Below are 21,707 nucleotides of genomic sequence, written 5' to 3' on the forward strand. Positions count from 1 at the left end.
GCCTTGCTGTCCCGAGCCGGTCTTTCATGGGTGGAGCGATGCAATGAGGAAAATGAAGCTGGTGATGGTGGGCAACGGCATGGCCGGTGTGCGCACGCTGGAAGAGCTGCTGAAGATCGCCCCCGATCTCTACGACATCACGGTGTTCGGTGCCGAGCCGCACCCCAACTACAACCGCATCCTGCTGAGCCCTGTGCTCGCCGGCGAACAGACGCTGGACGAGATCGTGCTCAACCCGATGAGCTGGTATGCCGAGCACAACATCACCTTGCACCTGGGCAAGAAGGTGGTGGAGGTGGATCGCCGCCGCCGCATCGTGCGGGCCGAGGACGGCACCGAGGCCGAATACGACCGCCTGCTGCTGGCCACCGGCTCCAACCCCTTCATCCTGCCGGTGCCAGGCAAGGACCTGGACGGCGTGATCGCCTACCGCGACATCGCCGACACCAACACGATGATCGAGGCGGCCGCGAAGTACAAGCACGCGGTGGTGATCGGTGGCGGCCTGCTCGGCCTGGAAGCGGCCAACGGCCTGATGCTGCGCGGCATGCAGGTGAGCGTGGTGCACATCATGCCGTGGCTGATGGAGCGCCAGCTGGATGACACCGCCGGCAAGCTGCTGCAGAAGTCGCTCGAAGACCGGGGCCTGAAGTTCCTGATCGGCGCGCAGACGCAGGCGCTGATCGGCGACAAGGAACGTGGCAGCGCCGGCCGCGTGATGGCGGTGCAGTTCAAGGACGGCAAGGAGATCCCCGCCGACCTGGTGGTGATGGCCGCCGGCATCCGCCCCAACACCGAGCTCGCGGAAAGGATCGGCCTGCACTGCAACCGCGGCATCGTGGTCACCGACACCATGCAGACCATCACCGACCCGCGCATCTACTCGGTGGGGGAATGCGCCGCGCACCGCGGCATCGCCTATGGCCTGGTGGCGCCGCTGTTCGAGCAGGGCAAGGTGTGCGCCACCCACCTGGCGCAGTTCGGCATTGGCCGCTACACCGGCAGCCAGACCAGCACCAAGCTCAAGGTCACCGGCATCGACCTGTTCTCCGCCGGCGACTTCATGGGCGGCGAGGGCTGTGAGGAGATCGTGATGAGCGATCCCTTCGGCGGCGTCTACAAGAAGCTGGTGCTCAAGGACGACAAGCTGGTGGGCGCCTGCCTCTACGGCGACACGGTGGACGGCAGCTGGTACTTCAAGCTGCTGCGCGAGGGCCGCTCCGTGAGCGACATCCGCGACCGCCTGATGTTCGGCGAGTCCAACATCGGCGACGCCGGCCACGAGGGCCACAACAAGGCCGCCGCCATGGCGGACAGCGACGAGGTCTGCGGCTGCAACGGCGTCACCAAGGGCAGCATCTGCAAGGCCATCAAGGACAAAGGGCTGTTCACCCTGGACGAGGTGCGCAAGCACACCAAGGCCAGCGCCTCCTGCGGCAGCTGCACCGGTCTGGTGGAGCAGATCCTCATGTTCACCGCCGGCGGGGACTACTCCGCCACGCCGAAGAAGAAGGCGATGTGCGGCTGCACCGACTACAGCCATGAAGAGGTGCGCCAGGCCATCCGCAAGCCGCTGCCAGACGGCAGCAAGCTGCTCACCATCGCCCAGGTGCAGCGCACGCTCGAGTGGCGCACGCCCAACGGCTGCGCCACCTGCCGCCCGGCGCTGAACTACTACCTGATCAGCACCTGGCCAAAGGAGGCCAGGGACGATCCGCAGTCGCGCTACATCAACGAGCGTTCGCACGCCAACATCCAGAAGGACGGCACCTACAGCGTGATCCCGCGCATGTGGGGCGGCGAGACCACCGCCGACGAACTGCGCCGCATCGCCGACGTGGTGGACAAGTACAAGATCCCCACCGTCAAGGTGACCGGGGGCCAGCGCATCGACCTGCTGGGCGTGAAGAAGGAAGACCTTCCCAACGTGTGGAAGGACATCGGCATGCCCTCGGGCCATGCCTATGCCAAGGCGCTGCGCACGGTGAAGACCTGCGTGGGCAGCGAATGGTGCCGCTTCGGCACGCAGGATTCCACCCAGATGGGCAAGGACCTGGAACGTGCGCTGTGGCGCATGTACGCGCCGCACAAGGTGAAGATCGCGGTGAGCGGCTGCCCGCGCAACTGCGCCGAGTCCGGCATCAAGGACGTGGGCGTGATCGGCGTCGACTCCGGCTGGGAGATCTACGTGGCCGGCAACGGCGGCATCAAGACGGAGGTGGCGCACTTCTTCTGCAAGGTGAAGACCGCCGCCGAGGTGCTGGAGGTGAGCGGCGCCTTCCTGCAGCTGTATCGCGAGGAAGGCTGGTACCTGGAACGCACCTGCCACTACGTGGGCCGCGTCGGCCTGGACCATGTGAAGAAGAAGGTGCTGGACGACGAAGCCCACCGCAAGGCACTGTGGGAGCGCCTGCAGTTCGCGCTCGATGGCGAGCCGGACCCGTGGTTCGAGTTCGACAAGGCGCAGGTCGACGTGCGGCAGTTCACGCCGCTGGGCGCATGAGCCCCGCCCGGCCGCCCGAAGAGGCGAATTCCCGCCTGGCGGGAACGCACGCAGCGCGAAGGGTGCACCAATGAGCCCCGTGTTCACCCGCCGCCGCCTGCTGCACACGGGCGCTGCCCTGGCCGGTGCGGTCGCGCTGCCGCTGCAGGCCCAGGTGCACGACCTGAACGATGCGATCAACAAGGCAGGGCGCCAGCGCATGCTGTCGCAGCGCATGGCCAAGGCCTACCTGGCGCTCGGCATGGAGATCGAGCACAGCGCCGCCCAGCAGGTGCTGGAAGCTTCGATGGTGCTGTTCGAGCGCCAGCTGGCGGAGCTGAAGGCCTACGCACCCTCGCCCACGATCCGCGCCACCTACGAGGCGCTGGACTTGGCATGGCAGGCCTACCGGGCTGCGTTGACCGACCCCCGCGCCTCGCGCGACCAGGTGGCCGCGCTGGTGGGGCTGGACAGCCGCGTGCTGGCACTGTCGCATCAGGGCACCAGCCAGTACGAAAGCGCCTCGGGCAAGTCGGTGGGCCGGCTGGTCAACCTTTGCGGCCGCCAGCGCATGCTGTCGCAGCGCTGTGCCAAGTTTTATCTCGCGCTGGCCTGGGACTCCGGCCTGCCGCAAGCCAAGGCCGAGCTCGACAAGGCGCGCTCGGAGTTCGTCGCGGCCCATGCCGTGCTGAGCGCCGCGCCCGAAGCCACCCCCACCATCCGCGACGAGCTGGAGCTGGCGCGCCAGCAATGGATGTTCTTTGAAAACGCGCTGCAGTTCGGCAACCAGGCCGGGCTGGGTGCACGGCGCGCCAGCGACGTGTTTCGTGCGAGCGAAAACATCCTGGCGGCGATGGACCGTGTCACCGGCCTGTATGCGCGCCTGAGCGCCTGACCGAGGAGAAACGTAATGAGTGAATGGAAGGCGATCTGCCGCGTGGACGACATTCCGGTGCTGGGTTCGCGCCGCGTGGCGCGGCCGGTGGGTGCCGCCGTGGCGCTGTTCCGCAACGCCGACAACGAGGTGTTCGCGCTGCTGGACCGCTGCCCGCACAAGGGCGGCCCCTTGAGCCAGGGCATTGTGTTCGGCACCAGCGTGGCCTGCCCGCTGCACAACTGGACGATCGGCCTGCAGGACGGCAAGGCACAGGGCGCCGACGAAGGCTGCACGCCGCGCTTTGCAGTGCGGGTGGCCGACGACCAGGTGTTCCTGGATGCTGGCGAGCTGGCGTCGCTTGGCGTGGACCTGCCCTTGCCGGTGGCCGGGCCATGCGCCAGCAAGGGGACGGTCGGCGACCGCACGTTTGACGTTCAGGCACCGCACAGCGCGTGAGCACGGGCGAAGAAGGAACCTGACGATGGCTGAAACTCGATCCACCTGCCCGTACTGTGGGGTGGGTTGTGGCGTGATCATCGAAAGCGATGGCGCGCAGATCACCGGCGTGCGGGGGGACCCCGAGCACCCGGCCAACTTTGGCCGCCTGTGCACCAAGGGCAGTACCCTGCACCTGACCGCCGCGGCGCCTATCACGCTGCAGACCCGGCTGCTGCAGCCCCTGCGGCGGGCCGAGCGCGGTGGACGGGCCGAGCCGGTGAGTTGGGACAGCGCACTGGACGACGCGGCCGAGCGCTTCACCGGCATCGTGCAGGCCCACGGCCCTGACGCCGTGGGCTTCTACATCTCCGGCCAATTGCTCACCGAGGACTACTACGTCTTCAACAAGCTCGCCAAGGGCCTGATCGGCACCAACAACGTCGACACCAACTCGCGCCTGTGCATGAGCAGCGCGGTGGCCGGCTACAAGGCCACCCTGGGCGCGGACGCGCCGCCCGCCTGCTACGACGACCTCCAGCATGCGCGCACGCTCTTCATCACCGGCTCCAACACCGCCTGGGCCCACCCGGTGCTGTTCCGCCGCATCGAGGATGCTCGCCGTGCCAACCCCGCACTGCGCCTGATCGTTGCCGACCCGCGCCGCACCGAGACCGCCGAAGCCGCCGACCTGCACCTGCCCCTTCTGCCGGGCAGCGACGTCGCCCTCTTCTACGGCATGCTGCACCTGATGCTGTGGGAAGGCTGGATCGCTGCCGGCTACATCGCGCGCCACACCACCGGCTTCGACGCGCTGAAGCAGCGCGTGCGCGAGTTCACGCCGGCTGAAACCGCGCGGATCACCGGCCTGGCGCCCGAGCTCATCCAGCAGGCCGCGCGGGAATTCGCCGGCATCGACAGCAGCGGCCAGCGCCAGCCCACGCTGTCGCTGTACTGCCAGGGCCTGAACCAGAGCGCCAGCGGCACCGCAAAAAACGCGGCGCTGATCAACCTGCACCTGGCCACCGGCCAGATCGGCAAGCCCGGCGCAGGGCCGTTCTCCCTCACCGGCCAGCCCAATGCCATGGGCGGACGGGAGGTGGGCGGGCTGGCCAACCTGCTCAGCGCCCATCGTGACCTGTCCAATCCGGTGCATCGGGAGGAGGTCGCCCGCTTGTGGGGCGTTCCGTCGGTGCCGGCCCAGCCGGGCAAGACCGCGGTGGAGATGTTCGAGGCCGCCGCCGACGGGCAGCTGAAGGCGCTGTGGATCGCCTGCACCAACCCGGCGCAATCCATGCCCGACCAGGCCACCGTGCGCCGCGCCCTGGAGCGGGCCGAATACGTGGTACTGCAAGAGGCGTTTGGCACGACGGCGACCGCGCGTTTTGCCGACCTGCTGCTGCCGGCCACCACCTGGGGCGAAAAGGACGGCACGGTCACCAACAGCGAGCGCCGCATCAGCCGCGTGCGCACCGCCGTTCCGGCGCCCGCCCAGGCGCGCCACGACTGGTGGATCGCGGCCGAGTTCGCCCGCCGCCTGGAGGCCCGCCTGCGCCCGGGGCAGCCCAGCCTGTTCCCCTACGCCGACGCCCAGGCCGTGTGGCTGGAGCACCGCGAGTCCACCCGCGGCCGCGACCTGGACATCACCGGCATGAGCTACCCGATGCTCGAGCAGGCGCCCCGGCAATGGCCGCTGAAATCCGGCGAGACCGAAGGCCGGGCGCGCCTGTACGAGGACGGTGTGTTCCCCACCGCCGATGGCAAGGCCCGCTTCCACGACGCGCCCTTCGTGCCGCTGGCCGAAGCCCGCGATGCGCGTTACCCCTTCAGCCTCACCACCGGCCGGCTGCGCGACCAGTGGCACGGCATGAGCCGCACCGGCACGCTGGGCCGCCTGTTCGGCCACGTGCCCGAGCCGGCGATCGAGCTGCATCCGCAGGACCTGCAGCGCCTGGGCTTAAGCGATGGCGAGCTGGCCTATGTCACCTCCCGCCGCGGCTCGCTGCTGCTGCCGGTGAGCGCCAGCGACACCGTGGCACCCACCCAGGCCTTCATCGCGATGCACTGGGGCGAGGAGTACGTGTCGGGGCTCAGCAGCCGGGGTGAACGGCTGGCCGGTGTGAACGCACTCACCACCCCCGCCTTCTGTCCGACGTCCAAGCAGCCCGAGCTCAAGCACTGCGCGGTGAAGGTGCTGAAGGCCGAACTGCCCTGGCGCCTGGTGGCCGCGGCCTGGCTGCCGGCCGACCGGGCCTCAAGCGCACGTGAGCGCCTGAGCGCCCTGATGGCGCGCTTCACCTTCGCCAGCTGCGTGCCTTTTGGGCATGAACGCAGCGGTGTGCTGTTCCGTGCGGCGGCCCATGAGGCGCCGCCGGCCGGCTGGGCCGACGAGATCGAGCGCCTGCTCGGCCTGGACGACGGCCCGCAGGCGCCGCTGCGCTACGAAGACCAGCGCCGCGGCCAGCGCCGCACCATGCGGCTGTCGCGGGAGGGTGGCGACACCCGGCTCGAAGGCTTCGTGCTGGCGGGTGACACCAGCGCCGAGCCCTGGATCAAGGCGCTGCTGCAAGGCCAGCTGCCGGCCCAGGCCTACGGCCGCCTGCTGCTGGCACCGGGTGCCAAGGCACCGGTGGCCGTGGCGGCCCGCGGCCGCCAGGTGTGCAGTTGCCTGGACGTGAGCGAGCCGCAGATCCTGGCGCAGCTGGCCCAGTGCCGCGGCACCGAAGACCAGCGCCTGGGCGAGCTGCAGCAGGCCCTGCGCTGCGGCACCCAGTGCGGCTCCTGCCTGCCGCAGCTGAAGCGGCTGGTGCGCGGCTCCACCGTGGCGGCCTGAAACTTGCGATAGTGCGCATGGGGGTTTCACCATGAGCATTGCGCAGTACATCAAGGAGATCGGACGCGGCGGCGCGGGCGCGCGCTCGCTGGGCGCCGACCAGGCCGAGGACCTGATGAGCCAGGTGCTGGACGGCCGTGTCACCGACCTGGAGATCGGTGCCTTTGCGCTGGCCATGCGCATGAAGGGCGAAAGCGTGGAGGAAATCACCGGTTTCCTGGCCGCAGCGCAGGACCGCTGCGAAACCATCCCCACGCAGCGCCCGGTGGTGCTGCTGCCGTCCTACAACGGCGCACGCCGCCTGCCGAATCTGACCGCGCTGCTGGCGCTGCGCCTGGCCCAGGAGGGTGCGCAGGTGCTGGTGCACGGCCCCGGCCACGACCCGGCGCGCGTGACCACCGCCGAGGTCTTCCATGACCTGGGCTTGAGCGCGGCGCGCAATGCGCACGAAGTGGAGCAGGCCTGGTTGCGCCGCGAGCCGGCCTTCATGCGCACCGACATGCTCTGCCCGCCGCTGGCCCGCCTGCTGGACGTGCGCTGGGTGGTGGGCGTGCGCAATTCCGGCCACACCATCGCCAAGATGCTCAACCCCTGCCGCGGCGCGCGCGCCTTGCGCGTGGTGAACCACACGCACCCGGAATTCGGCGAGCTGATGGCCGCGTATGCGCAACGCGCCAGCGCCGACATGCTGCTGCTGCGCGGCACCGAAGGCGAGCCGGTGGCCGACCCGCGGCGCGCACCTCGCCTGCAGGTGGTGTTGGCCGGCCAGCCACGCACCGACCTGTCCATGGCAGCGCAGGACGGCGTGCTCACCGAACTGCCAGTGCTGCCGCGCGGCCATGACGCCGCCACCACCGCGCTGTACATCCAGTCGGTGATCGGCGGGGAAAAGCCGATGCCGGCACCGCTGGAGCAGCAGGTGCAGACGCTGCTGCGCGCACTCGCCGCCATGGCGCACCACACCGAGGGACTGGGGCTCACTGCATGACGACCGCCACACCGACCGCCGTCACCGTACGCGGCACCTGCACGCTCGTGGGCGCCGGCCCCGGCGACCCTGACCTGCTGACCCTCAAGGCGGTGAAGGCGATGCGCCAGGCGAGCGTGCTGCTGGTGGACGACCTGGTGAGCGACGCGGTGCTGGCAATGGCGCTGAAGGGCCGCCGCACACGGCCGCGCGTGGTGCATGTGGGCAAGCGCGGCGGTTGCGCCAGCACGCCCCAGGCCTTCATCGAGCGGCTGATGATCGCCGAGGCCCAGCGCGGTGAACGGGTGGTGCGCCTGAAGGGTGGCGACCCCTTCATCTTCGGGCGCGGCGGCGAGGAGGCCGAGCACCTGCGCGCCGCCGGCATCGAGGTGGAGGTGGTCAACGGCATCACCTCCGGCCTGGCGGCGGCCACCGCGCTGGGCGTGCCGCTCACGCACCGCGACCATGCCCACGGCGTGATCTTCGTCACCGGCCACGCACGCGACGCCGAGGCGGAACTCGACTGGGCGACCCTGGGTGCCGCAGCCGCGCAAGGGCTCACGCTGGTGATCTACATGGGCGTCTCGCAGGCCGAGCGCCTGCAGGCCGGCCTGCTGCACCACCTGGCGGCCCACACGCCGGCAGCCGCGGTACAGCACGCCAGCCTGCCGCAGCAACGCACCGTGCTCACCAACGTGGCCGGGCTCGCCACCACCTTGCGCGGGGAAGGCATCGGCAGCCCGGCCATCCTGATCGTGGGCGACGTGCTGCGCGGTGTCGCGGCGCTGGCCGCACCTGCGCGCGACACATCGCACGCCGTGGCCGCATAGCCCACCTTCTGGGGGTTGTTGCGGCCGGGGGCGGTAGCCACAATCCGCCGCCATGTCGACACCCATCCACAAACTCAACCGCCTCAGCGAATCGCACGGCGAGCTCAAGCCGGGCCATGGCATGGTCTCCGGCGTGATCGCGCTCACGCTCGCGATCCTGTGCTTCCTGGGGGTGCTGGCCTTCCACTTCCCCGAATACCTCACCACGCCGCAGCTGCGCAAGAGCTACGACGTGCAGGTGATCCGCCTGATCATGTACTGGGCGATGGTGATCTCGGGCGGGCTGTCGCTGTTCAACATCGTCATGGGCCGCGCGCGCTGGCTGGCCGCCGGGGCCTTTGCCACCGTGCTGCTCACCCTGCTGCTGGGCGGCCACAAGGTGCCGGTGAACGACTTCGCCGACAACACGCCCTACATCGGGCTGGACTGGTTCATCCTCGACCTGCTCGGCTCCTCGCTGATCTTCATCTTCATCGAGAAGCTGTTCGCGCTGCGGCGCGACCAGCCGGTGTTCCGCGCCGAGTGGCAGACCGACTTCCATCACTTCATCGTCAACCACATGGTGGTGGGCTTCGTGCTGCTGGCCACCAACCTGCTGGTGCACAAGCTGTTCGGCTGGGCGGCCAAGGACGGCATCCGCTTCTGGGTGCAGGAGTTGCCCTTCCCGGTGGCGCTGTTCCTCATCGTGCTGGTGGCCGACCTGGTGCAGTACTGGACCCACCGCGCCTACCACGAGGTGCCGCTGCTGTGGCGCCTGCATGCGGTGCACCACAGCGTGAAAAGCATGGACTGGCTGGCCGGCTCGCGCCAGCACATCCTGGAGCTGCTGATCACCCGCACCCTCGTGCTCGCGCCGATCTACGTGTTCGGCTTCAGCAAGGACGTGATCGACGCCTACATCGTCATCGTCGGCTTCCAGGCGGTGTTCAACCACGCCAACGTGAGCGTGCGGCTGGGGCCGTTGCGCTACCTGATCGTGACGCCCAACTTCCACCACTGGCACCATTCGCAGGACGACGAGGCGATCGACAAGAACTACGCCGCGCACTTCGCCTTCCTGGACTACCTGTTCGGCACCGCCGTCAAGTCGGACCGCGAATGGCCGGCTCAGTACGGTGTGGTGGGCGACTACGTGCCCAACGGCTTCTGGAAGCAGGTGAAGTTCCCGTTCACCTGGACCGGCTGATCATCAGGCCGGCAGTGCACGCCGCGCGCTCAGGGCCAGCACGGCGGCAAACAGCACCACGGTGAACAGGCCGGCCGTGAGCGACTGGTGCTCCGCGATCACGCCGATCAGCGGCGGCCCGGCCATCATGCCCAGGTAGGCCAACGAAGACACCGCCGCGATGCCATGCGCCGGTGTCACCCCGGGCACCTTGGCAGCCGCACTGAAAAGCACCGGCACCACGTTGGCGAAACCCAGGCCCACGAGTGCAAAGCCGAACAGGGCCACCGCCGGCTGCGCCACCAGCAGCGCCAGGGCCATGCCGGCAGCGCCCAGCGCGCCGCTCCAGCGCAGCAGCGCCACCGGTGACATGCGGGCCCGCACCCAGTCGCCGGCGAAGCGCGCGATCGCCATCGCGGCGCTGAAGCTGGCATAGGCGAGCGAGGCGGTGCCCGCGTCGCTGCGCAAGTCCTGCTTCAGGTAGAGCACGCTCCAGTCGTACATCGCGCCTTCGGCGAGCAGGCCGGCAGCCGCCAGCAGGCCGATCCACAGCAGCGCGCCGCGGGGCAGGCCCATCGGCGCCTGCGCGCTGGGGCTCCCCTGCATGCGCAACATGGCGGAGCCACCGAGCAGCACCGCGCCGGCCGCCAGCAGCGCAGCACCCAGCAAGTGCTGCGCGGGCGGCACGCCGGCCGACAGAACGGCCGCGCCGGCCGCTGCACCCACCATGCCGCCCAGGCTGAACATGCCATGGAAGCCGCTCATCAGCGCCCGGCCCGTCAGCCGCTCCACCTCGGTGGCCTCGGCATTGATGGACACGTCGAACAGGCTGGTGGCCACCCCGTACGCCAGCATCAGCACGAGCAACCCGGCATAGCTTTCAAAGGCCAGCAAGGCGGCGATGACGACGGTGCACACCAGGCCGCAGGCCAACGCCACCGCCCGGGGCCCATGCCGGCCCACCACGCGGCCCGCCTGCGTGAGCGCAAGCAACGCCCCTACACCAGAGGCCAGCATGGCGATCGCCAGCGCCTGCTCCCCCAGCCGGTAGTGCGCCTTGACGGTGGGCACGTGCACACCCCAGGTGGCGAACAGGGCACCCGCCACGAAGAACTGCGCGCGCACGCCGCGCGAGGCGCGCACCAGTGTGGAGTCGGGCACGCGGGCAGCAGCGGTCGAAGGCATGGAGCGGGCGATTCTAGGTAGCACCCGCGTGCCCGGGTTACGGCACGGGTACCGCTCGCGATAATCCGGCGCCATGCAAACCTTCGATGCCGTCGTCATCGGCGCCGGCGCCGCCGGCCTGTTCTGCGCCGGCATCGCAGGCCAGCGCGGCGCCCGCGTGCTGCTACTGGATCACTCGCCCAAGGTGGCCGAGAAGATCCGCATTTCGGGCGGCGGCCGCTGCAACTTCACGAATCGCGATGCCGGGCCGGCCAACTTCCTGTCGGAAAACCCCGCGTTCTGCCGCTCAGCGCTGGCGCGCTACACCGCGGTCGACTTCATCGGCCTCGTGCAGCGGCACCGCATCCCGTTCCACGAGAAGCACAAGGGCCAGCTGTTCTGCGACGAGTCCAGCGAGGACATCATCGGGCTGCTGCTGCGCGAGTGCGACGCTGGAGGCGTGGTGCGGCGCCAGCCCTGCGGCGTGCGGGCCGTGCGCGCGGCCCCCGGCGGCTTCGAGCTGGACACCGACGCCGGGCCGGTGCAGGCCACCCGCCTGGTGGTGGCCACCGGCGGGCTGTCGATCCCGAAGATCGGCGCCACCGACTTCGGCTACCGGCTCGCACGCCAGTTCGGCCACCGCGTGGTGGAGCCGCGCCCGGCCCTCGTGCCTCTGACCTTCGGCGCCGACACCTGGGCGCCGTTTTCCGCGCTGGCCGGGGTGGCGCTGCCGGTGCGCATCGAGACGGGTAGCGGCAAGGCGCGCGGTGAGTTCCTTGAAGACCTGCTGTTCACCCACCGGGGTTTGAGCGGCCCGGCGGTGCTGCAGATCTCCAGCTTCTGGCGCCCCGGCCAGCCCTTGCGCCTGGACCTGTGCCCCCAGTTGGACCTGCCGCGGGCCCTGCGCGAAGCCAAGGCGTCCTCGCGCCGGCACCTGGGCAACGCGCTGGCCGAACTGCTGCCCCAGCGGCTGGCGGACGCCTGGCTCACCGCGGCCGGCCTGCCAGCGGACCGGCCATTGCCCGAGGTGCGCGACCGGGAGCTGGACGCGCTCGCCCAGCGCCTGCAGCGATGGGAGTTGCTGCCGGACGGCACCGAGGGCTGGCGCAAGGCGGAGGTCACGGCCGGCGGGGTGGATACCCGCGAATTGAGCTCGCAAAGCATGGAAAGCAAACGCCAGCCGGGGCTGCACTTCATCGGCGAGGTGGTGGACGTGACCGGCTGGCTGGGCGGCTACAACTTCCAGTGGGCCTGGGCCAGCGCCCATGCCTGCGCGCAGGCCTTGACAGCCTGAAACCGCCGGGTGTAGCCGCGCCAATTTTTCTGGCTATAATCGCTGTCTTTGCTGGCAAACCGCGCGTCGATTCGACCCAGACGTTCCGGAACATACCCTGGGCCGGGCTCCGAGCGCACCAAATTCAGGATCCTTGAGTTACATGACCACGATTCGCGTCAAAGAAAACGAGCCGTTCGACGTCGCCCTGCGCCGCTTCAAGCGCACGATCGAGAAGCTGGGCCTGCTGACCGAACTGCGCGCACGCGAGTTCTACGAAAAGCCCACCGCTGAACGCAAGCGCAAGAAGGCAGCCGCCGTGAAGCGCCACTTCAAGCGCGTGCGCAGCATGCAGCTGCCCAAGAAGCTGTACTGATCGGATCCGTCCGGTCAACTGAAAGCCCGCGCGGGACGCCGTTGCGGGCTTTTGCCATTCTGGAGCCCCCCATGAGCCTCAAAGACCAGATCACCGACGACATGAAGAGCGCGATGCGCGCCAAGGAGGCGGAGCGCCTGTCCACCATCCGCATGCTGCTGGCCGCCATCAAGCAAAAGGAAGTGGACGAGCGCATCACGCTGGACGACACGGCGGTGATCGCCATCGTCGACAAGCTGATCAAGCAGCGCAAGGATTCGATCACCGCCTTTCAGCAAGGCGGCCGCACCGACCTGGCGGACAAGGAAACCGCGGAGGTGAAGGTGCTGGAGCGCTACCTGCCGCAGCGCCTGTCGGCCGACGAAATTGCGGCCGAAGTGCAGGCCATCGTGGCCGAGCTGGGTGCCAGCGGCCCGGGCGACATGGGCAAGGTGATGGGCGCGGTGAAGGCCCGCCTGGCCGGCAAGGCCGACATGGGCCAGGTGTCGGCGGCCGTCAAGCAGGCGCTCAGCCGCTAAGCTGCACGCCATGAACAACCTGCCCGTCCAACCCGTGGGGCCCGACATCTGCGTCGCCCCGCAGCTCACTCCCGACGCGATGGCCCTGGCCGCCCAGGCCGGCTTTCGCAGTGTCGTGAACAACCGGCCCGACTTCGAAGGCGGTGCCGACCAGCCCACCAGTGCGGCGATCGAAGCGGCGGCACGCGCTGCCGGCCTGCAGTACGCCTTCCTGCCTGTCGCCGGGGGCTATCAAAGCCCGGAAGAGATCGCGCAGTTCGCCGAGCTGCTGAAGACCCTGCCGCGCCCCATCCTCGCCTTCTGCCGCAGCGGCGCACGCTCCACGCGGCTGGTGATGGCCGCGTCGCAACTCTGATCCTCTGATTGCTCAGGGCTTACCCTAGACCGCCTTTCGTTTAAGGCGGTTTTCAGTGCCTTTTCCTTACAGTCGGCGTGACCTTGAGTCACCCACTCTTTGGAGAAGACGTGTCTGCCCTATTGCAACTGTCGCGCTTGATCGACCGGCTCAGTGAATGGGTCGGTCGCTGGCTGTCGTGGCTGGTGCTGATCATGGTGTTGATCAGCGCGACCAACGCCTCCGTCCGCAAGGCGTTGAGCTTCAGCTCGAACTCCTTCCTCGAGATCCAGTGGTACCTGTTCGCTGCGGTGTTCCTGCTCGCCTCGGGCTACACGCTGCTGCGTCAGGAACACGTGAAGATTGACGTGGTCCTGGGGCGCTTCTCGCGGCCCACGCAGATCAAGGTCGAGATCTTCGGGCTCGTGGCCTTCCTGATGCCGTTTGTCTTCGCGGTCATCGCGGAAGTGATGCCGCTGGTCATCAAGGCGTACTACAGCGGCGAGATGTCCGAAAACGCCGGCGGCCTGGTGCGCTGGCCGGTGTATGCGCTGGTGCCGATCGGCTTTGCGTTGCTCGGCATCCAGGGGCTGTCGGAGATCATCAAGCGCGTGGCCTTCCTCAAGGGCCTGATCGACGACCCAGGCAAGAAGCAGCAGGCCAAGACGGCCGAAGAAGAACTGGCCGAGGTGATCCGCGCCCGTGCCGAGGCTGAAGCCGCTGCCGCCATGGCCACCGGAGGGAAAGCCAAATGATCGAGTTCCTGCAAGCCAACATGGCGCCGGTGATGTTCATCGGCCTCATCGTGTTCCTGCTGATGGGCTTCTCGGTGGCGTTCTCGCTCGCCGCCTGCGGCCTGTTCTTCGGCTGGCTGGGCATCAAGCTCGGCGTGCCGGGGCTGGAGTCGCTGATGAACGCGCTGCCCTTGCGCATCTTCGGCATCCAGAAGAACGACACCTTGCTCGCGGTGCCCTTCTTCACCTTCATGGGCCTCATCCTCGAACGCTCCGGCATGGCCGAGGACCTGCTGGACACCATCGGCCAGCTGTTCGGCCCGATCCGCGGCGGCCTGGCCTATGCGGTGATCTTCGTGGGCGCCATGCTCGCGGCCACCACCGGCGTGGTGGCGGCCTCGGTCATCTCCATGGGCCTGATCTCGCTGCCCATCATGCTGCGCTACGGCTACGACCGGCGCGTGGCGTCCGGCGTGATTGCCGCATCGGGCACGCTGGCGCAGATCATCCCGCCATCGCTGGTGCTCATCATCATGGCCGACCAGCTCGGCCGCAGCGTGGGCGACCTGTACAAGGGCGCGTTCATCCCCGGCTTCGTGCTGACGGCGCTGTATGCCGGCTACATCCTGCTGATCAGCCTGTGGAAACCCACCTGGGTGCCGGCGCTTCCGAAGGAGGCCCGCACCATCCGCGAGGACGACGGCACGCCGGGCCTGCGCTCGCTGCTCGTGCTGTTCATCGTGTCGGTCGGCGCGGCGGTCGCGTTCGCCAAGACTCGCGCCGACAGCATGGCCACCGATGAGACCATCGTGGTGTCCATGTGCGTGGGCATCGGCGTGGCCTTCGTGCTGTCGATGATCAACAAGCTGCTCGGGCTGAAGCTGCTGTCGCGCATGGCCGAACGCGTGACCTTCGTGCTGATCCCGCCGCTCGCGCTGATCTTCCTGGTGCTGGGCACCATCTTCCTCGGCATCGCAACGCCCACCGAGGGTGGCGCGATGGGCGCGGTGGGTGCGCTGGTGATGGCGCTGGGCCGCCGGCGGCTGAGCCTGTCCCTGCTGCGCCAGGCGATGGACACGACCATGAAGCTGTCGTGTTTCGTGGTGTTCATCCTGCTGGGTTCCACCGTGTTCAGCCTGGCATTCCAGGGCGTGGACGGTCCCCGTTGGGTGGAGCACCTGCTCACCAGCCTGCCGGGTGGCCAGCTGGGCTTCCTGATCGTGGTGAACATCCTGATCTTCGTGCTGGCGTTCTTCCTGGACTTCTTCGAGCTGTCCTTCATCGTCATCCCGCTGATCGGGCCGGTGGCCGACAAGCTGGGCATCGACCTGGTGTGGTTCGGCGTGCTGCTGGCGGTGAACATGCAGACCTCGTTCATGCACCCGCCGTTCGGCTTTGCACTGTTCTACCTGCGCAGCGTGGCGCCCACCGACGACTACACCGACCGGATCACCAAGCAGCGCGTGGCCAAGGTGAAGACCGGAGAGATCTACTGGGGCGCGGTGCCGTTCGTGCTGATCCAGATCCTCATGGTGGGCCTGATCATCGCCTTCCCGGGCCTGGTGTCAGGCGGCTTGGGCAAGAAGGCAGACCTGGATACCACCAACATCCAGATCGAGGCCACACCCAGCGACTACGGTGAGAAGAAGGACGAGAACATGAACGAGCTCTTCGGGCTGCCGGACGCTGCGAGCGCGCCGAAGAAGTAGGCTCAGCCACCGGCAACGACAAAGCCGCCCTCGGGCGGCTTTGTTCTTTGGCGATGAGGACAAGGGCCGCCCGCGGCGGCCGGCGTTCAGAGCTTCTGCGCCTGCATGAAGTCGTCGAAGCTGGCCTCGGCAAAGCGGAACCACAGGTTCTGGTCGCGGCGGAAGTTGGCGTAGTCCTCGTACACCTTCTTCCAGCGCGGGTTCTTGGCCGAGAGGTCGCTGTACAAGGCCATCGATTCCTTGAAGGCCGCATCCATCATGTCCTTGGGGAAGCGAGCGAGCTTGGTGCCGGAGGCCACCAGCTGCTTCAGCGCCGCCGGGTTCTTGGCGTCGTACTTCGCCTGCATGTCCAGGTGCGCAAAGGCGGACGCCGCATCGATGATGGCCTTGTACTCCGCGCTCAGGCCGTCATAGGCCTTGGTGTTGATGAAGAAGTCGACCTGGGGGCCGCCCTCCCACCAGCCGGGGTAGTAGTAGTTGGGCGCCACCTTGTTGAAGCCCAGCTTCTGGTCGTCGTACGGGCCCACCCATTCGGCCGCGTCGATGGTGCCCTTCTCCAGCGCCTGGTAGATCTCGCCGCCGGGGATGTTCTGCGGCACGCCGCCCATGCGCTCGATCACCTTTCCGGCGAAGCCACCGATGCGGAACTTCAGGCCCTTGATGTCCGCTGCGCTCTTCACTTCCTTGCGGAACCAGCCGGCCATCTGCGCGCCGGTGTTGCCGCCCATGAAGTTGATGATGTTGTAGCCGCGGTAGAACTCGCGCATCAGCTTCAGGCCGTTGCCCTCGATCATCCACGCGCTCATCTGGCGCGAGTTCATGCCGAAGGGAATGGCGGCGCCGATGGCGAAGGTCTCGTCCTTGCCGAAGAAGTAGTACGGCACCGTGTGGCACATCTCGACGGTGCCGTTCTGCACCCCGTCCACCACGCCGAAGGGCGGCATCAGCTCGCCGCCGGCATGCACCGAGATCTCGAACTTGCCGCCCGACATCTCCTTGACCTTGCGGGCGAACACGTCGGCTCCGCCAAAGATGGTGTCCAGCGACTTCGGGAAGCTGGAGGCCAGGCGCCAGCGGACGTTGGCTTGCGCATGCACGATCGCGGGGGCCACGCTGGCGGCCAGCACACCCGCTAGGCCGGCTCCGCGCACGAAGGAACGACGTTCCATGAACACTCCTCAAGTGACAGCTATGACTCAGGAGCGGCGGATTCTAGGAGCGCTAAATGTGCAACGCCGCAGGGTAACCACTGCGGCGTTGTGTTCCTTGCATCAATGCAAGATCGCCTGGCACTGATGCACAACGCCGGGCGAACGAAGCGATTTACAGCTTCTGTGCTTGCATGAAGTCGTCGAAGCCGGCTTCGGCAAAGCGGAACCACAGGTTCTGGTCGCGTCGGAAGTTGGCGTAGTCCTCGTAGATCTTCTTCCAGTTGGCGTTCTTGGCGCCAATGTCGGAATACAGCGCCATGGACTCCTTGAAAGCCGCATCCATCACGTCGCGCGGGAAGCGGGCCAGCTTGGTGCCGGAAGCCACCAGCTGCTTCAGTGCAGCCGGGTTCTTGGCGTCGTACTTGGCCTGCATGTCGACGTGCGCGACATGGGTGGCGGCATCGACGATCGCCTTGTACTCGGCCGACAGGCCTTCATAGGCCTTGGTGTTGATGAAGAAGTCCAGTTGCGGGCCGCCTTCCCACCAGCCGGGGTAGTAGTAGTTGGGCGCCACCTTGTTGAAGCCCAGCTTCTGGTCGTCGTACGGGCCCACCCATTCGGCCGCATCGATGGTGCCCTTTTCCAGCGCCTGGTAGATCTCGCCGCCGGGGATGTTCTGCGGCACGCCACCCATGCGCTCGACCACCTTGCCCGCGAAGCCGCCCACGCGGAACTTCAGGCCCTTCATGTCCGCAACGGTCTTGATCTCCTTGCGGTACCAGCCACCCATCTGGGCGCCGGTGTTGCCGCCCATGAAGTTGATGATGTTGTAGCCCTTGTAGAACTCGCGCATCAGCTTCAGGCCGTTGCCTTCCACCATCCACGCGGTCATCTGGCGCGAATTGAGGCCGAAGGGAATCGCGCAACCGAGGGCGAAGCACTCGTCCTTGCCGAAGAAGTAGTACGGCGCGGTGTGGGCCATTTCCACCGTGCCGTTCTGCACGCCGTCGACCACGCCGAAGGGAGGCATCAGTTCGCCACCGGCGTGAACCGAAATCTCGAACTTGCCGCCCGACATGTCCTTCACCTTCTTGGCGAACACTTCGGCGGCACCAAAGATGGTGTCCAAGGATTTCGGGAAGCTCGACGCCAGGCGCCAACGGATGTTGGCCTGGGCATGCACGATGGCCGGTGCGGCACCGGCAGCCAGCACGCCGGCCAGGCCCGCGCCGCGTACGAAGGAACGACGTTCCATGAGGTCTCCTCTTGAAGGTGGAAAGCAGAACTGCAGGACAACACTGCAAAAGCGCAGCCAATTGTGGGCGGCCGGTGGAGGGATCGGCACGGGGTTTGCACCGTAATCCCATCGGCTTGTGAACCCGTTCTCGGCGAGCCGCTGCGAGGCTAACGGCCCAACCTTGAAGCTCGCTGAACAAGGGCGCGCGGTGCGCCCCGAGGAAACCCGTACGGCGCGTCAGCTTCCCGCGATCTTCATGCGCTCGATCAGCACCGAGCCGATGGTCTTGGTGCCCATGGTGTAGGCGTCAGCACCCACCGCGGAGATCTGCTTGAACATGTCGCGCAGGTTGCCCGCGATCGTGACCTCATGCACCGGGTGAACGATGCGCCCGTTCTCCACCCAGAAGCCCGCGGCGCCGCGCGAATAGTCGCCGGTCACGTAGTTCACCCCCTGCCCCATCAGCTCGATGACGAACAGGCCGCGGTGCAGCTTGCGCAGCATCTCGTCCAGGTTGTCGCCCGGCCGGGTGAGCCGGCTGGTGAGGGTGAGGTTCTGCGAGCCGCCGGCATGGCCGGTGGTGCGCATGCCGAGCTTGCGTGCGGAATAGCTGGAGAGGAAGTAGCCCTGCACCACCCCGCCTTCGACCACGCTGCGCGGCTTGGTGGCCACCCCTTCGTCGTCGAAGGGCGCGCTGCCCTTGCCTTTGGGGATGTGCGGGTCCTCGCGGATGTCGATGTGGTCGGCGAGCACCGGCTGCCCGAGGCTGTCGACCAGAAAGCTCGCCTTGCGGTACAGCGAGCCGCCGCTGGTGGCCTGCACATAGGCGCCCAGCAAGCCGGCCGCCAAGGTGGACTCGAACAGCACCGGCACCTCGCATGTGGCGATCTTGCGCGACTTCAGGCGCGACAGCGCGCGCTCGGCGGCATAGCGCCCCACCGCCTCGGGTGCGGCCATGTCGGCGGCATTGCGTTCCGAGGTGTACCAGGCGTCGCGCTGCATGCCGTCGCCGCGGCCAGCGATGGGCGCCACCGACAGCGAATGGCGCGAGCTGGCGTAGCCGCCACGAAAGCCGCGCGAGTTGCCGGCGAAGAAGTGCGACTGCTGGGCCGACACACCTGCGCCTTCGGAGTTGGTGATGCGCTTGTCGGTGGTGAGCGCCGCGTCCTCGCAGCGGCGTGCCAGCTCGGCGGCGGCCGCCGCGTCGATGTCCCAGGGATGGAACAGGTCCAGGTCGCGTGCGGCCTGCTCCGGCGTGACGAGATCTGCCTCGTCGGGCAGCCCGGCGGCAGGGTCTTCCGCCGTGAAACGCGCGATGTCGTAAGCGGCCTTGACCGTCTGCTCCAGCGCGGTGCGGGAGAAGTCGGACGTGCTCGCGTTGCCGCGCCGCTGGCCGATGTAGACCGCCACGCCCACCGACTTGTCGCGGTTGCGCTCCACGTTTTCCAGCTCGCCCTTGCGAACCGACACCGACAGGCCTACGCCTTCGGACACCTCCGCACCGGCGTCGCTGGCGCCCAGGTCGCGCGCGATCGCCAGGGCGTCCTCGACGATCTGCTGGAACTGCTCGCGGGAATAGGCGAAGCCGGAGTCGGAACGGGAGGTGGTCATGGGGTGCGACAGCCGTGCGCAGCACGGGCGAAAGATGGGGCGCGGCTATCATAGCGACCCCCTTTCCCGCCCGCTCCAGCCGCCTCATGTCCCCGGACGAACTCGACCCAGACGCCAGTCCGCAGCCCTACTACGAGCGGCCGAGCAAGACGCGGATGAAGAAGCAGTCGCACGACCTGCAGGCCCTGGGCCAGGCGCTGGTGGACCTGCCGGACGACCGCCTGGCCGCCCTGCCGGCCGAAGAGAGCCTGATCGACGCGGTGCGCGAGTACAAGAAAACCCGCTCGCACGAAGGCCGGCGCCGCCAGATGCAATACATCGGCAAGCTGATGCGCCACACCGACCCCGAGCCCCTGCGCGAGGCGGTGGCCGCGATGCAAGTGCCGCGCGCCAAGGACACGCTTGCCCTGCACCAGGCGGAGCTGTGGCGCGACACGCTGATTGCCGACGACGAAACGCTCACCCGCTGGATGGCGGAGCATCCCGAGTCGGACACGCAGCAGTTGCGCAGCCTGATCCGCGCCGCCCGCAAGGAAGGCGCGCTGCCGCCCGAGCAGCGCCATGGCCGGGCCTACCGCGAGCTGTTCCAGTTCATCAAGAAGGCGATGGCGGAATGAGCGGTCTGGAGCTTGTTCGCATCGGGGTCGTGTCCATCAGCGACCGCGCCTCCACCGGCGTCTATGAAGACAAAGGCCTGCCGGCCCTGCGCGATTGGCTAGGCCGCGCGCTGCGCAACCCGATCGACTGGGAAAGCCGGCTGATCCCAGATGAAGCTCCACTCATCAGCAACACCTTGCGCGAGTTGGTCGACGTGGCCGGCTGCCACCTGGTGCTCACCACCGGCGGCACCGGGCCCTCGCCGCGCGACGTGACGCCGGAGGCCACGCTGGCGGTGGCCGACAAGGAGATGCCGGGCTTCAGCGAGCAGATGCGCCAGATCAGCCTGCGCTTCGTGCCCACCGCCATCCTGTCGCGCCAGGTGGCGGTGATCCGCGGCAAGGCCCTGATCATCAACCTGCCGGGCCAGCCGAAATCCATCGCGGAAACGCTGGAAGGGCTGCCAGGCGCGACGCCGCCGGTGCACGGCATCTTTGCTGCCGTGCCCTATTGCATCGACCTGATCGGCGGCCCTTACCTGGTCACCGACCCGGCGGTGTGCGCGGCCTTCCGGCCGAAGTCGGCGATCCGCCCGCCAGCTACTTGACCAGGCGCTCCAGCTTCTGGGCGTCGAAGTGCTCGGTGGTCTGGGCGTCTTCTGGCACGCAGTCCTCCCCCGGCAATTCACGCGAACGGGACGACAGCTTCTCAATCGCCTGCCACAGCAGCGCGATCTGGTGCTCGTGGCCGGCCGCATGGTCGATCAGGCCCTTCATGGCCTGCGCCACCGGGTCGTCGCCCTGCGTCACGCCATAGGCTGAGAAGCCCATGCGCGCCGCCACCGCCTCGCGCGTGGCGTCGGCATCTGCCTGGATGATGCGTGCCGGGTTGCCCACCGCGGTGGCGCCCGGCGGCACCGGCTTGACCACCACGGCACTGGAGCCGATGCGCGCGCCGTCCCCGACCGTGAAGCCGCCCAGCACCTGCGAGTTCGCGCCCACGATCACACCGCGCCCCAGCGTCGGGTGCCGCTTGGCGCCCTTGGACAAGGAGGTGCCGCCCAGCGTCACGCCCTGGTAGATGGTGCATTCATCGCCGATCTCGGCCGTTTCGCCCACCACCACGCCCATGCCATGGTCGATGAAGACCCGCCGGCCGATGGTGGCGCCCGGGTGGATCTCGATGCCGGTGAAAAAGCGGCCCAGGTGCGAGATGAAACGCGCCAGCCAGCGCAGGCCGTGCTGCCAGCACCAATGGGCGCGCCGATGGAAGATCAGCGCATGCAGGCCCGGGTAACAGGTGAGCACCTCCCACGTCGAACGCGCCGCAGGGTCGCGCTCGAGGATGCAGGCGATGTCTTCACGCAGTCGGCTGAACATGGGGTTGACCCTGTGTCGGGCTGAAGTGGAGCAAG

At 68.0% G+C, this 21,707-nt stretch carries 20 protein-coding genes; 15 read left to right on the plus strand and 5 right to left on the minus strand.

Translation table 11 applies throughout. The annotated features are described in order from the left end of the window. The first annotated feature begins 43 nt into the window (after positions 1-43). The 7 genes from nirB to VPH43_RS12255 all read left to right on the plus strand — a co-directional run bounded on the left by nirB (position 44) and on the right by VPH43_RS12255 (position 9,610). The gene (nirB, locus tag VPH43_RS12225) at positions 44-2,503 is read left to right on the plus strand and encodes a nitrite reductase large subunit NirB (protein WP_328577983.1); all 2,460 of its coding nucleotides are present in this window, start codon (positions 44-46) and stop codon (positions 2,501-2,503) included. A 70-nt stretch (positions 2,504-2,573) separates the two neighbouring features. Then, a complete protein-coding gene (locus VPH43_RS12230) occupies positions 2,574-3,377 on the plus strand; it encodes a type IV pili methyl-accepting chemotaxis transducer N-terminal domain-containing protein (protein WP_328577984.1) in 804 nt (267 codons plus the stop codon). Positions 3,378-3,392: 15 nt separating this feature from the next. After that, the gene (gene nirD, locus VPH43_RS12235) at positions 3,393-3,815 is read left to right on the plus strand and encodes a nitrite reductase small subunit NirD (protein ID WP_328577985.1); all 423 of its coding nucleotides are present in this window, start codon (positions 3,393-3,395) and stop codon (positions 3,813-3,815) included. A gap of 25 nt (positions 3,816-3,840) precedes the next feature. Further along, positions 3,841-6,627 carry a nitrate reductase gene (locus VPH43_RS12240; protein WP_328577986.1) on the plus strand — a complete coding sequence of 929 codons (2,787 nt, stop codon included), beginning with the start codon at positions 3,841-3,843 and terminating at the stop codon, positions 6,625-6,627. A gap of 31 nt (positions 6,628-6,658) precedes the next feature. Then, positions 6,659-7,615 carry a DNA-binding protein YbiB gene (gene ybiB, locus VPH43_RS12245; protein ID WP_328577987.1) on the plus strand — a complete coding sequence of 319 codons (957 nt, stop codon included), beginning with the start codon at positions 6,659-6,661 and terminating at the stop codon, positions 7,613-7,615. After that, complete coding sequence (gene cobA, locus VPH43_RS12250) at positions 7,612-8,424, plus strand: uroporphyrinogen-III C-methyltransferase (RefSeq protein ID WP_328577988.1); 813 nt, start codon at positions 7,612-7,614, stop codon at positions 8,422-8,424. The genes ybiB and cobA overlap by 4 nt, the downstream gene beginning before the upstream one ends. 52 nt (positions 8,425-8,476) lie before the next feature. After that, on the plus strand, positions 8,477-9,610 hold the full coding sequence (locus VPH43_RS12255; protein WP_328577989.1) for a sterol desaturase family protein: 1,134 nt from the start codon (positions 8,477-8,479) through the stop codon (positions 9,608-9,610). Positions 9,611-9,613: 3 nt separating this feature from the next. On the opposite strand, the gene VPH43_RS12260 is transcribed toward VPH43_RS12255, so the two are convergent. Further along, complete coding sequence (locus VPH43_RS12260) at positions 9,614-10,774, minus strand: MFS transporter (RefSeq protein WP_328577990.1); 1,161 nt, start codon at positions 10,772-10,774, stop codon at positions 9,614-9,616. Positions 10,775-10,847: 73 nt separating this feature from the next. Between VPH43_RS12260 and VPH43_RS12265 the strand changes: the two genes are divergently transcribed. The 6 genes from VPH43_RS12265 to VPH43_RS12290 all read left to right on the plus strand — a co-directional run bounded on the left by VPH43_RS12265 (position 10,848) and on the right by VPH43_RS12290 (position 15,697). Beyond that, a complete protein-coding gene (locus VPH43_RS12265) occupies positions 10,848-12,047 on the plus strand; it encodes an NAD(P)/FAD-dependent oxidoreductase (RefSeq protein ID WP_328577991.1) in 1,200 nt (399 codons plus the stop codon). Positions 12,048-12,189: 142 nt separating this feature from the next. Then, positions 12,190-12,402, plus strand: a complete 213-nt coding sequence (rpsU, locus tag VPH43_RS12270) for a 30S ribosomal protein S21 (protein WP_104301834.1) — start codon at positions 12,190-12,192, stop codon at positions 12,400-12,402. Positions 12,403-12,473: 71 nt separating this feature from the next. Then, a complete protein-coding gene (locus tag VPH43_RS12275; protein WP_328577992.1) occupies positions 12,474-12,920 on the plus strand; it encodes a GatB/YqeY domain-containing protein in 447 nt (148 codons plus the stop codon). Positions 12,921-12,930: 10 nt separating this feature from the next. Further along, positions 12,931-13,275, plus strand: a complete 345-nt coding sequence (locus VPH43_RS12280; protein ID WP_328577993.1) for a TIGR01244 family sulfur transferase — start codon at positions 12,931-12,933, stop codon at positions 13,273-13,275. A 110-nt stretch (positions 13,276-13,385) separates the two neighbouring features. Beyond that, positions 13,386-14,009, plus strand: a complete 624-nt coding sequence (locus VPH43_RS12285; RefSeq protein WP_328577994.1) for a TRAP transporter small permease subunit — start codon at positions 13,386-13,388, stop codon at positions 14,007-14,009. Further along, complete coding sequence (locus tag VPH43_RS12290; protein ID WP_328577995.1) at positions 14,006-15,697, plus strand: TRAP transporter large permease; 1,692 nt, start codon at positions 14,006-14,008, stop codon at positions 15,695-15,697. Before VPH43_RS12285 ends, VPH43_RS12290 begins: the two co-directional genes overlap by 4 nt. Before the next feature lie 86 nt (positions 15,698-15,783). Here the strand turns inward: VPH43_RS12290 and VPH43_RS12295 are convergent, their stop codons facing one another. The 3 genes from VPH43_RS12295 to pmbA form a co-directional block, all read right to left on the minus strand. After that, positions 15,784-16,866, minus strand: a complete 1,083-nt coding sequence (locus VPH43_RS12295) for a TRAP transporter substrate-binding protein (RefSeq protein WP_328577996.1) — start codon at positions 16,864-16,866, stop codon at positions 15,784-15,786. A gap of 154 nt (positions 16,867-17,020) precedes the next feature. Further along, positions 17,021-18,103 carry a TRAP transporter substrate-binding protein gene (locus VPH43_RS12300; protein ID WP_328577997.1) on the minus strand — a complete coding sequence of 361 codons (1,083 nt, stop codon included), beginning with the start codon at positions 18,101-18,103 and terminating at the stop codon, positions 17,021-17,023. Between the two features lie 219 nt (positions 18,104-18,322). Then, the gene (gene pmbA, locus VPH43_RS12305; protein WP_328577998.1) at positions 18,323-19,696 is read right to left on the minus strand and encodes a metalloprotease PmbA; all 1,374 of its coding nucleotides are present in this window, start codon (positions 19,694-19,696) and stop codon (positions 18,323-18,325) included. A gap of 86 nt (positions 19,697-19,782) precedes the next feature. Between pmbA and yjgA the strand changes: the two genes are divergently transcribed. Together yjgA and mog are read left to right on the plus strand one after the other, a co-directional pair. Next, positions 19,783-20,313 carry a ribosome biogenesis factor YjgA gene (gene yjgA / locus VPH43_RS12310; protein ID WP_328577999.1) on the plus strand — a complete coding sequence of 177 codons (531 nt, stop codon included), beginning with the start codon at positions 19,783-19,785 and terminating at the stop codon, positions 20,311-20,313. Further along, entirely contained in the window at positions 20,310-20,900 is a 591-nt protein-coding gene (gene mog / locus VPH43_RS12315; protein ID WP_328578000.1) for a molybdopterin adenylyltransferase, read from the plus strand. Before yjgA ends, mog begins: the two co-directional genes overlap by 4 nt. Here mog and cysE read toward each other — a convergent pair. Beyond that, positions 20,893-21,672 (minus strand): serine O-acetyltransferase, encoded by a 780-nt coding sequence (cysE, locus tag VPH43_RS12320; protein ID WP_328578001.1) that lies wholly within the window; start codon positions 21,670-21,672, stop codon positions 20,893-20,895. The genes mog and cysE overlap by 8 nt on opposite strands. Positions 21,673-21,707: the final 35 nt, after the last annotated feature.

The organism is Ideonella sp. BN130291, assembly GCF_036231905.1.
Taxonomy (GTDB): Bacteria; Pseudomonadota; Gammaproteobacteria; order Burkholderiales; family Burkholderiaceae_C; genus CAMLIZ01.

Excerpts from the sequence above, each read along its gene's own strand:
- nirB (WP_328577983.1), top strand. The coding sequence starts at position 44 with ATGAGGAAAATGAAGCTGGTGATGGTGGGCAACGGCATGGCCGGTGTG.
- VPH43_RS12230 (WP_328577984.1), top strand. The coding sequence starts at position 2,574 with ATGAGCCCCGTGTTCACCCGCCGCCGCCTGCTGCACACGGGCGCTGCC.
- nirD (WP_328577985.1), top strand. The coding sequence starts at position 3,393 with ATGAGTGAATGGAAGGCGATCTGCCGCGTGGACGACATTCCGGTGCTG.
- VPH43_RS12240 (WP_328577986.1), top strand. The coding sequence starts at position 3,841 with ATGGCTGAAACTCGATCCACCTGCCCGTACTGTGGGGTGGGTTGTGGC.
- ybiB (WP_328577987.1), top strand. The coding sequence starts at position 6,659 with ATGAGCATTGCGCAGTACATCAAGGAGATCGGACGCGGCGGCGCGGGC.
- cobA (WP_328577988.1), top strand. The coding sequence starts at position 7,612 with ATGACGACCGCCACACCGACCGCCGTCACCGTACGCGGCACCTGCACG.
- VPH43_RS12255 (WP_328577989.1), top strand. The coding sequence starts at position 8,477 with ATGTCGACACCCATCCACAAACTCAACCGCCTCAGCGAATCGCACGGC.
- VPH43_RS12260 (WP_328577990.1), bottom strand. The coding sequence starts at position 10,774 with ATGCCTTCGACCGCTGCTGCCCGCGTGCCCGACTCCACACTGGTGCGC.
- VPH43_RS12265 (WP_328577991.1), top strand. The coding sequence starts at position 10,848 with ATGCAAACCTTCGATGCCGTCGTCATCGGCGCCGGCGCCGCCGGCCTG.
- rpsU (WP_104301834.1), top strand. The coding sequence starts at position 12,190 with ATGACCACGATTCGCGTCAAAGAAAACGAGCCGTTCGACGTCGCCCTG.
- VPH43_RS12275 (WP_328577992.1), top strand. The coding sequence starts at position 12,474 with ATGAGCCTCAAAGACCAGATCACCGACGACATGAAGAGCGCGATGCGC.
- VPH43_RS12280 (WP_328577993.1), top strand. The coding sequence starts at position 12,931 with ATGAACAACCTGCCCGTCCAACCCGTGGGGCCCGACATCTGCGTCGCC.
- VPH43_RS12290 (WP_328577995.1), top strand. The coding sequence starts at position 14,006 with ATGATCGAGTTCCTGCAAGCCAACATGGCGCCGGTGATGTTCATCGGC.
- VPH43_RS12295 (WP_328577996.1), bottom strand. The coding sequence starts at position 16,866 with ATGGAACGTCGTTCCTTCGTGCGCGGAGCCGGCCTAGCGGGTGTGCTG.
- VPH43_RS12300 (WP_328577997.1), bottom strand. The coding sequence starts at position 18,103 with ATGGAACGTCGTTCCTTCGTACGCGGCGCGGGCCTGGCCGGCGTGCTG.
- pmbA (WP_328577998.1), bottom strand. The coding sequence starts at position 19,696 with ATGACCACCTCCCGTTCCGACTCCGGCTTCGCCTATTCCCGCGAGCAG.
- yjgA (WP_328577999.1), top strand. The coding sequence starts at position 19,783 with ATGTCCCCGGACGAACTCGACCCAGACGCCAGTCCGCAGCCCTACTAC.
- mog (WP_328578000.1), top strand. The coding sequence starts at position 20,310 with ATGAGCGGTCTGGAGCTTGTTCGCATCGGGGTCGTGTCCATCAGCGAC.
- cysE (WP_328578001.1), bottom strand. The coding sequence starts at position 21,672 with ATGTTCAGCCGACTGCGTGAAGACATCGCCTGCATCCTCGAGCGCGAC.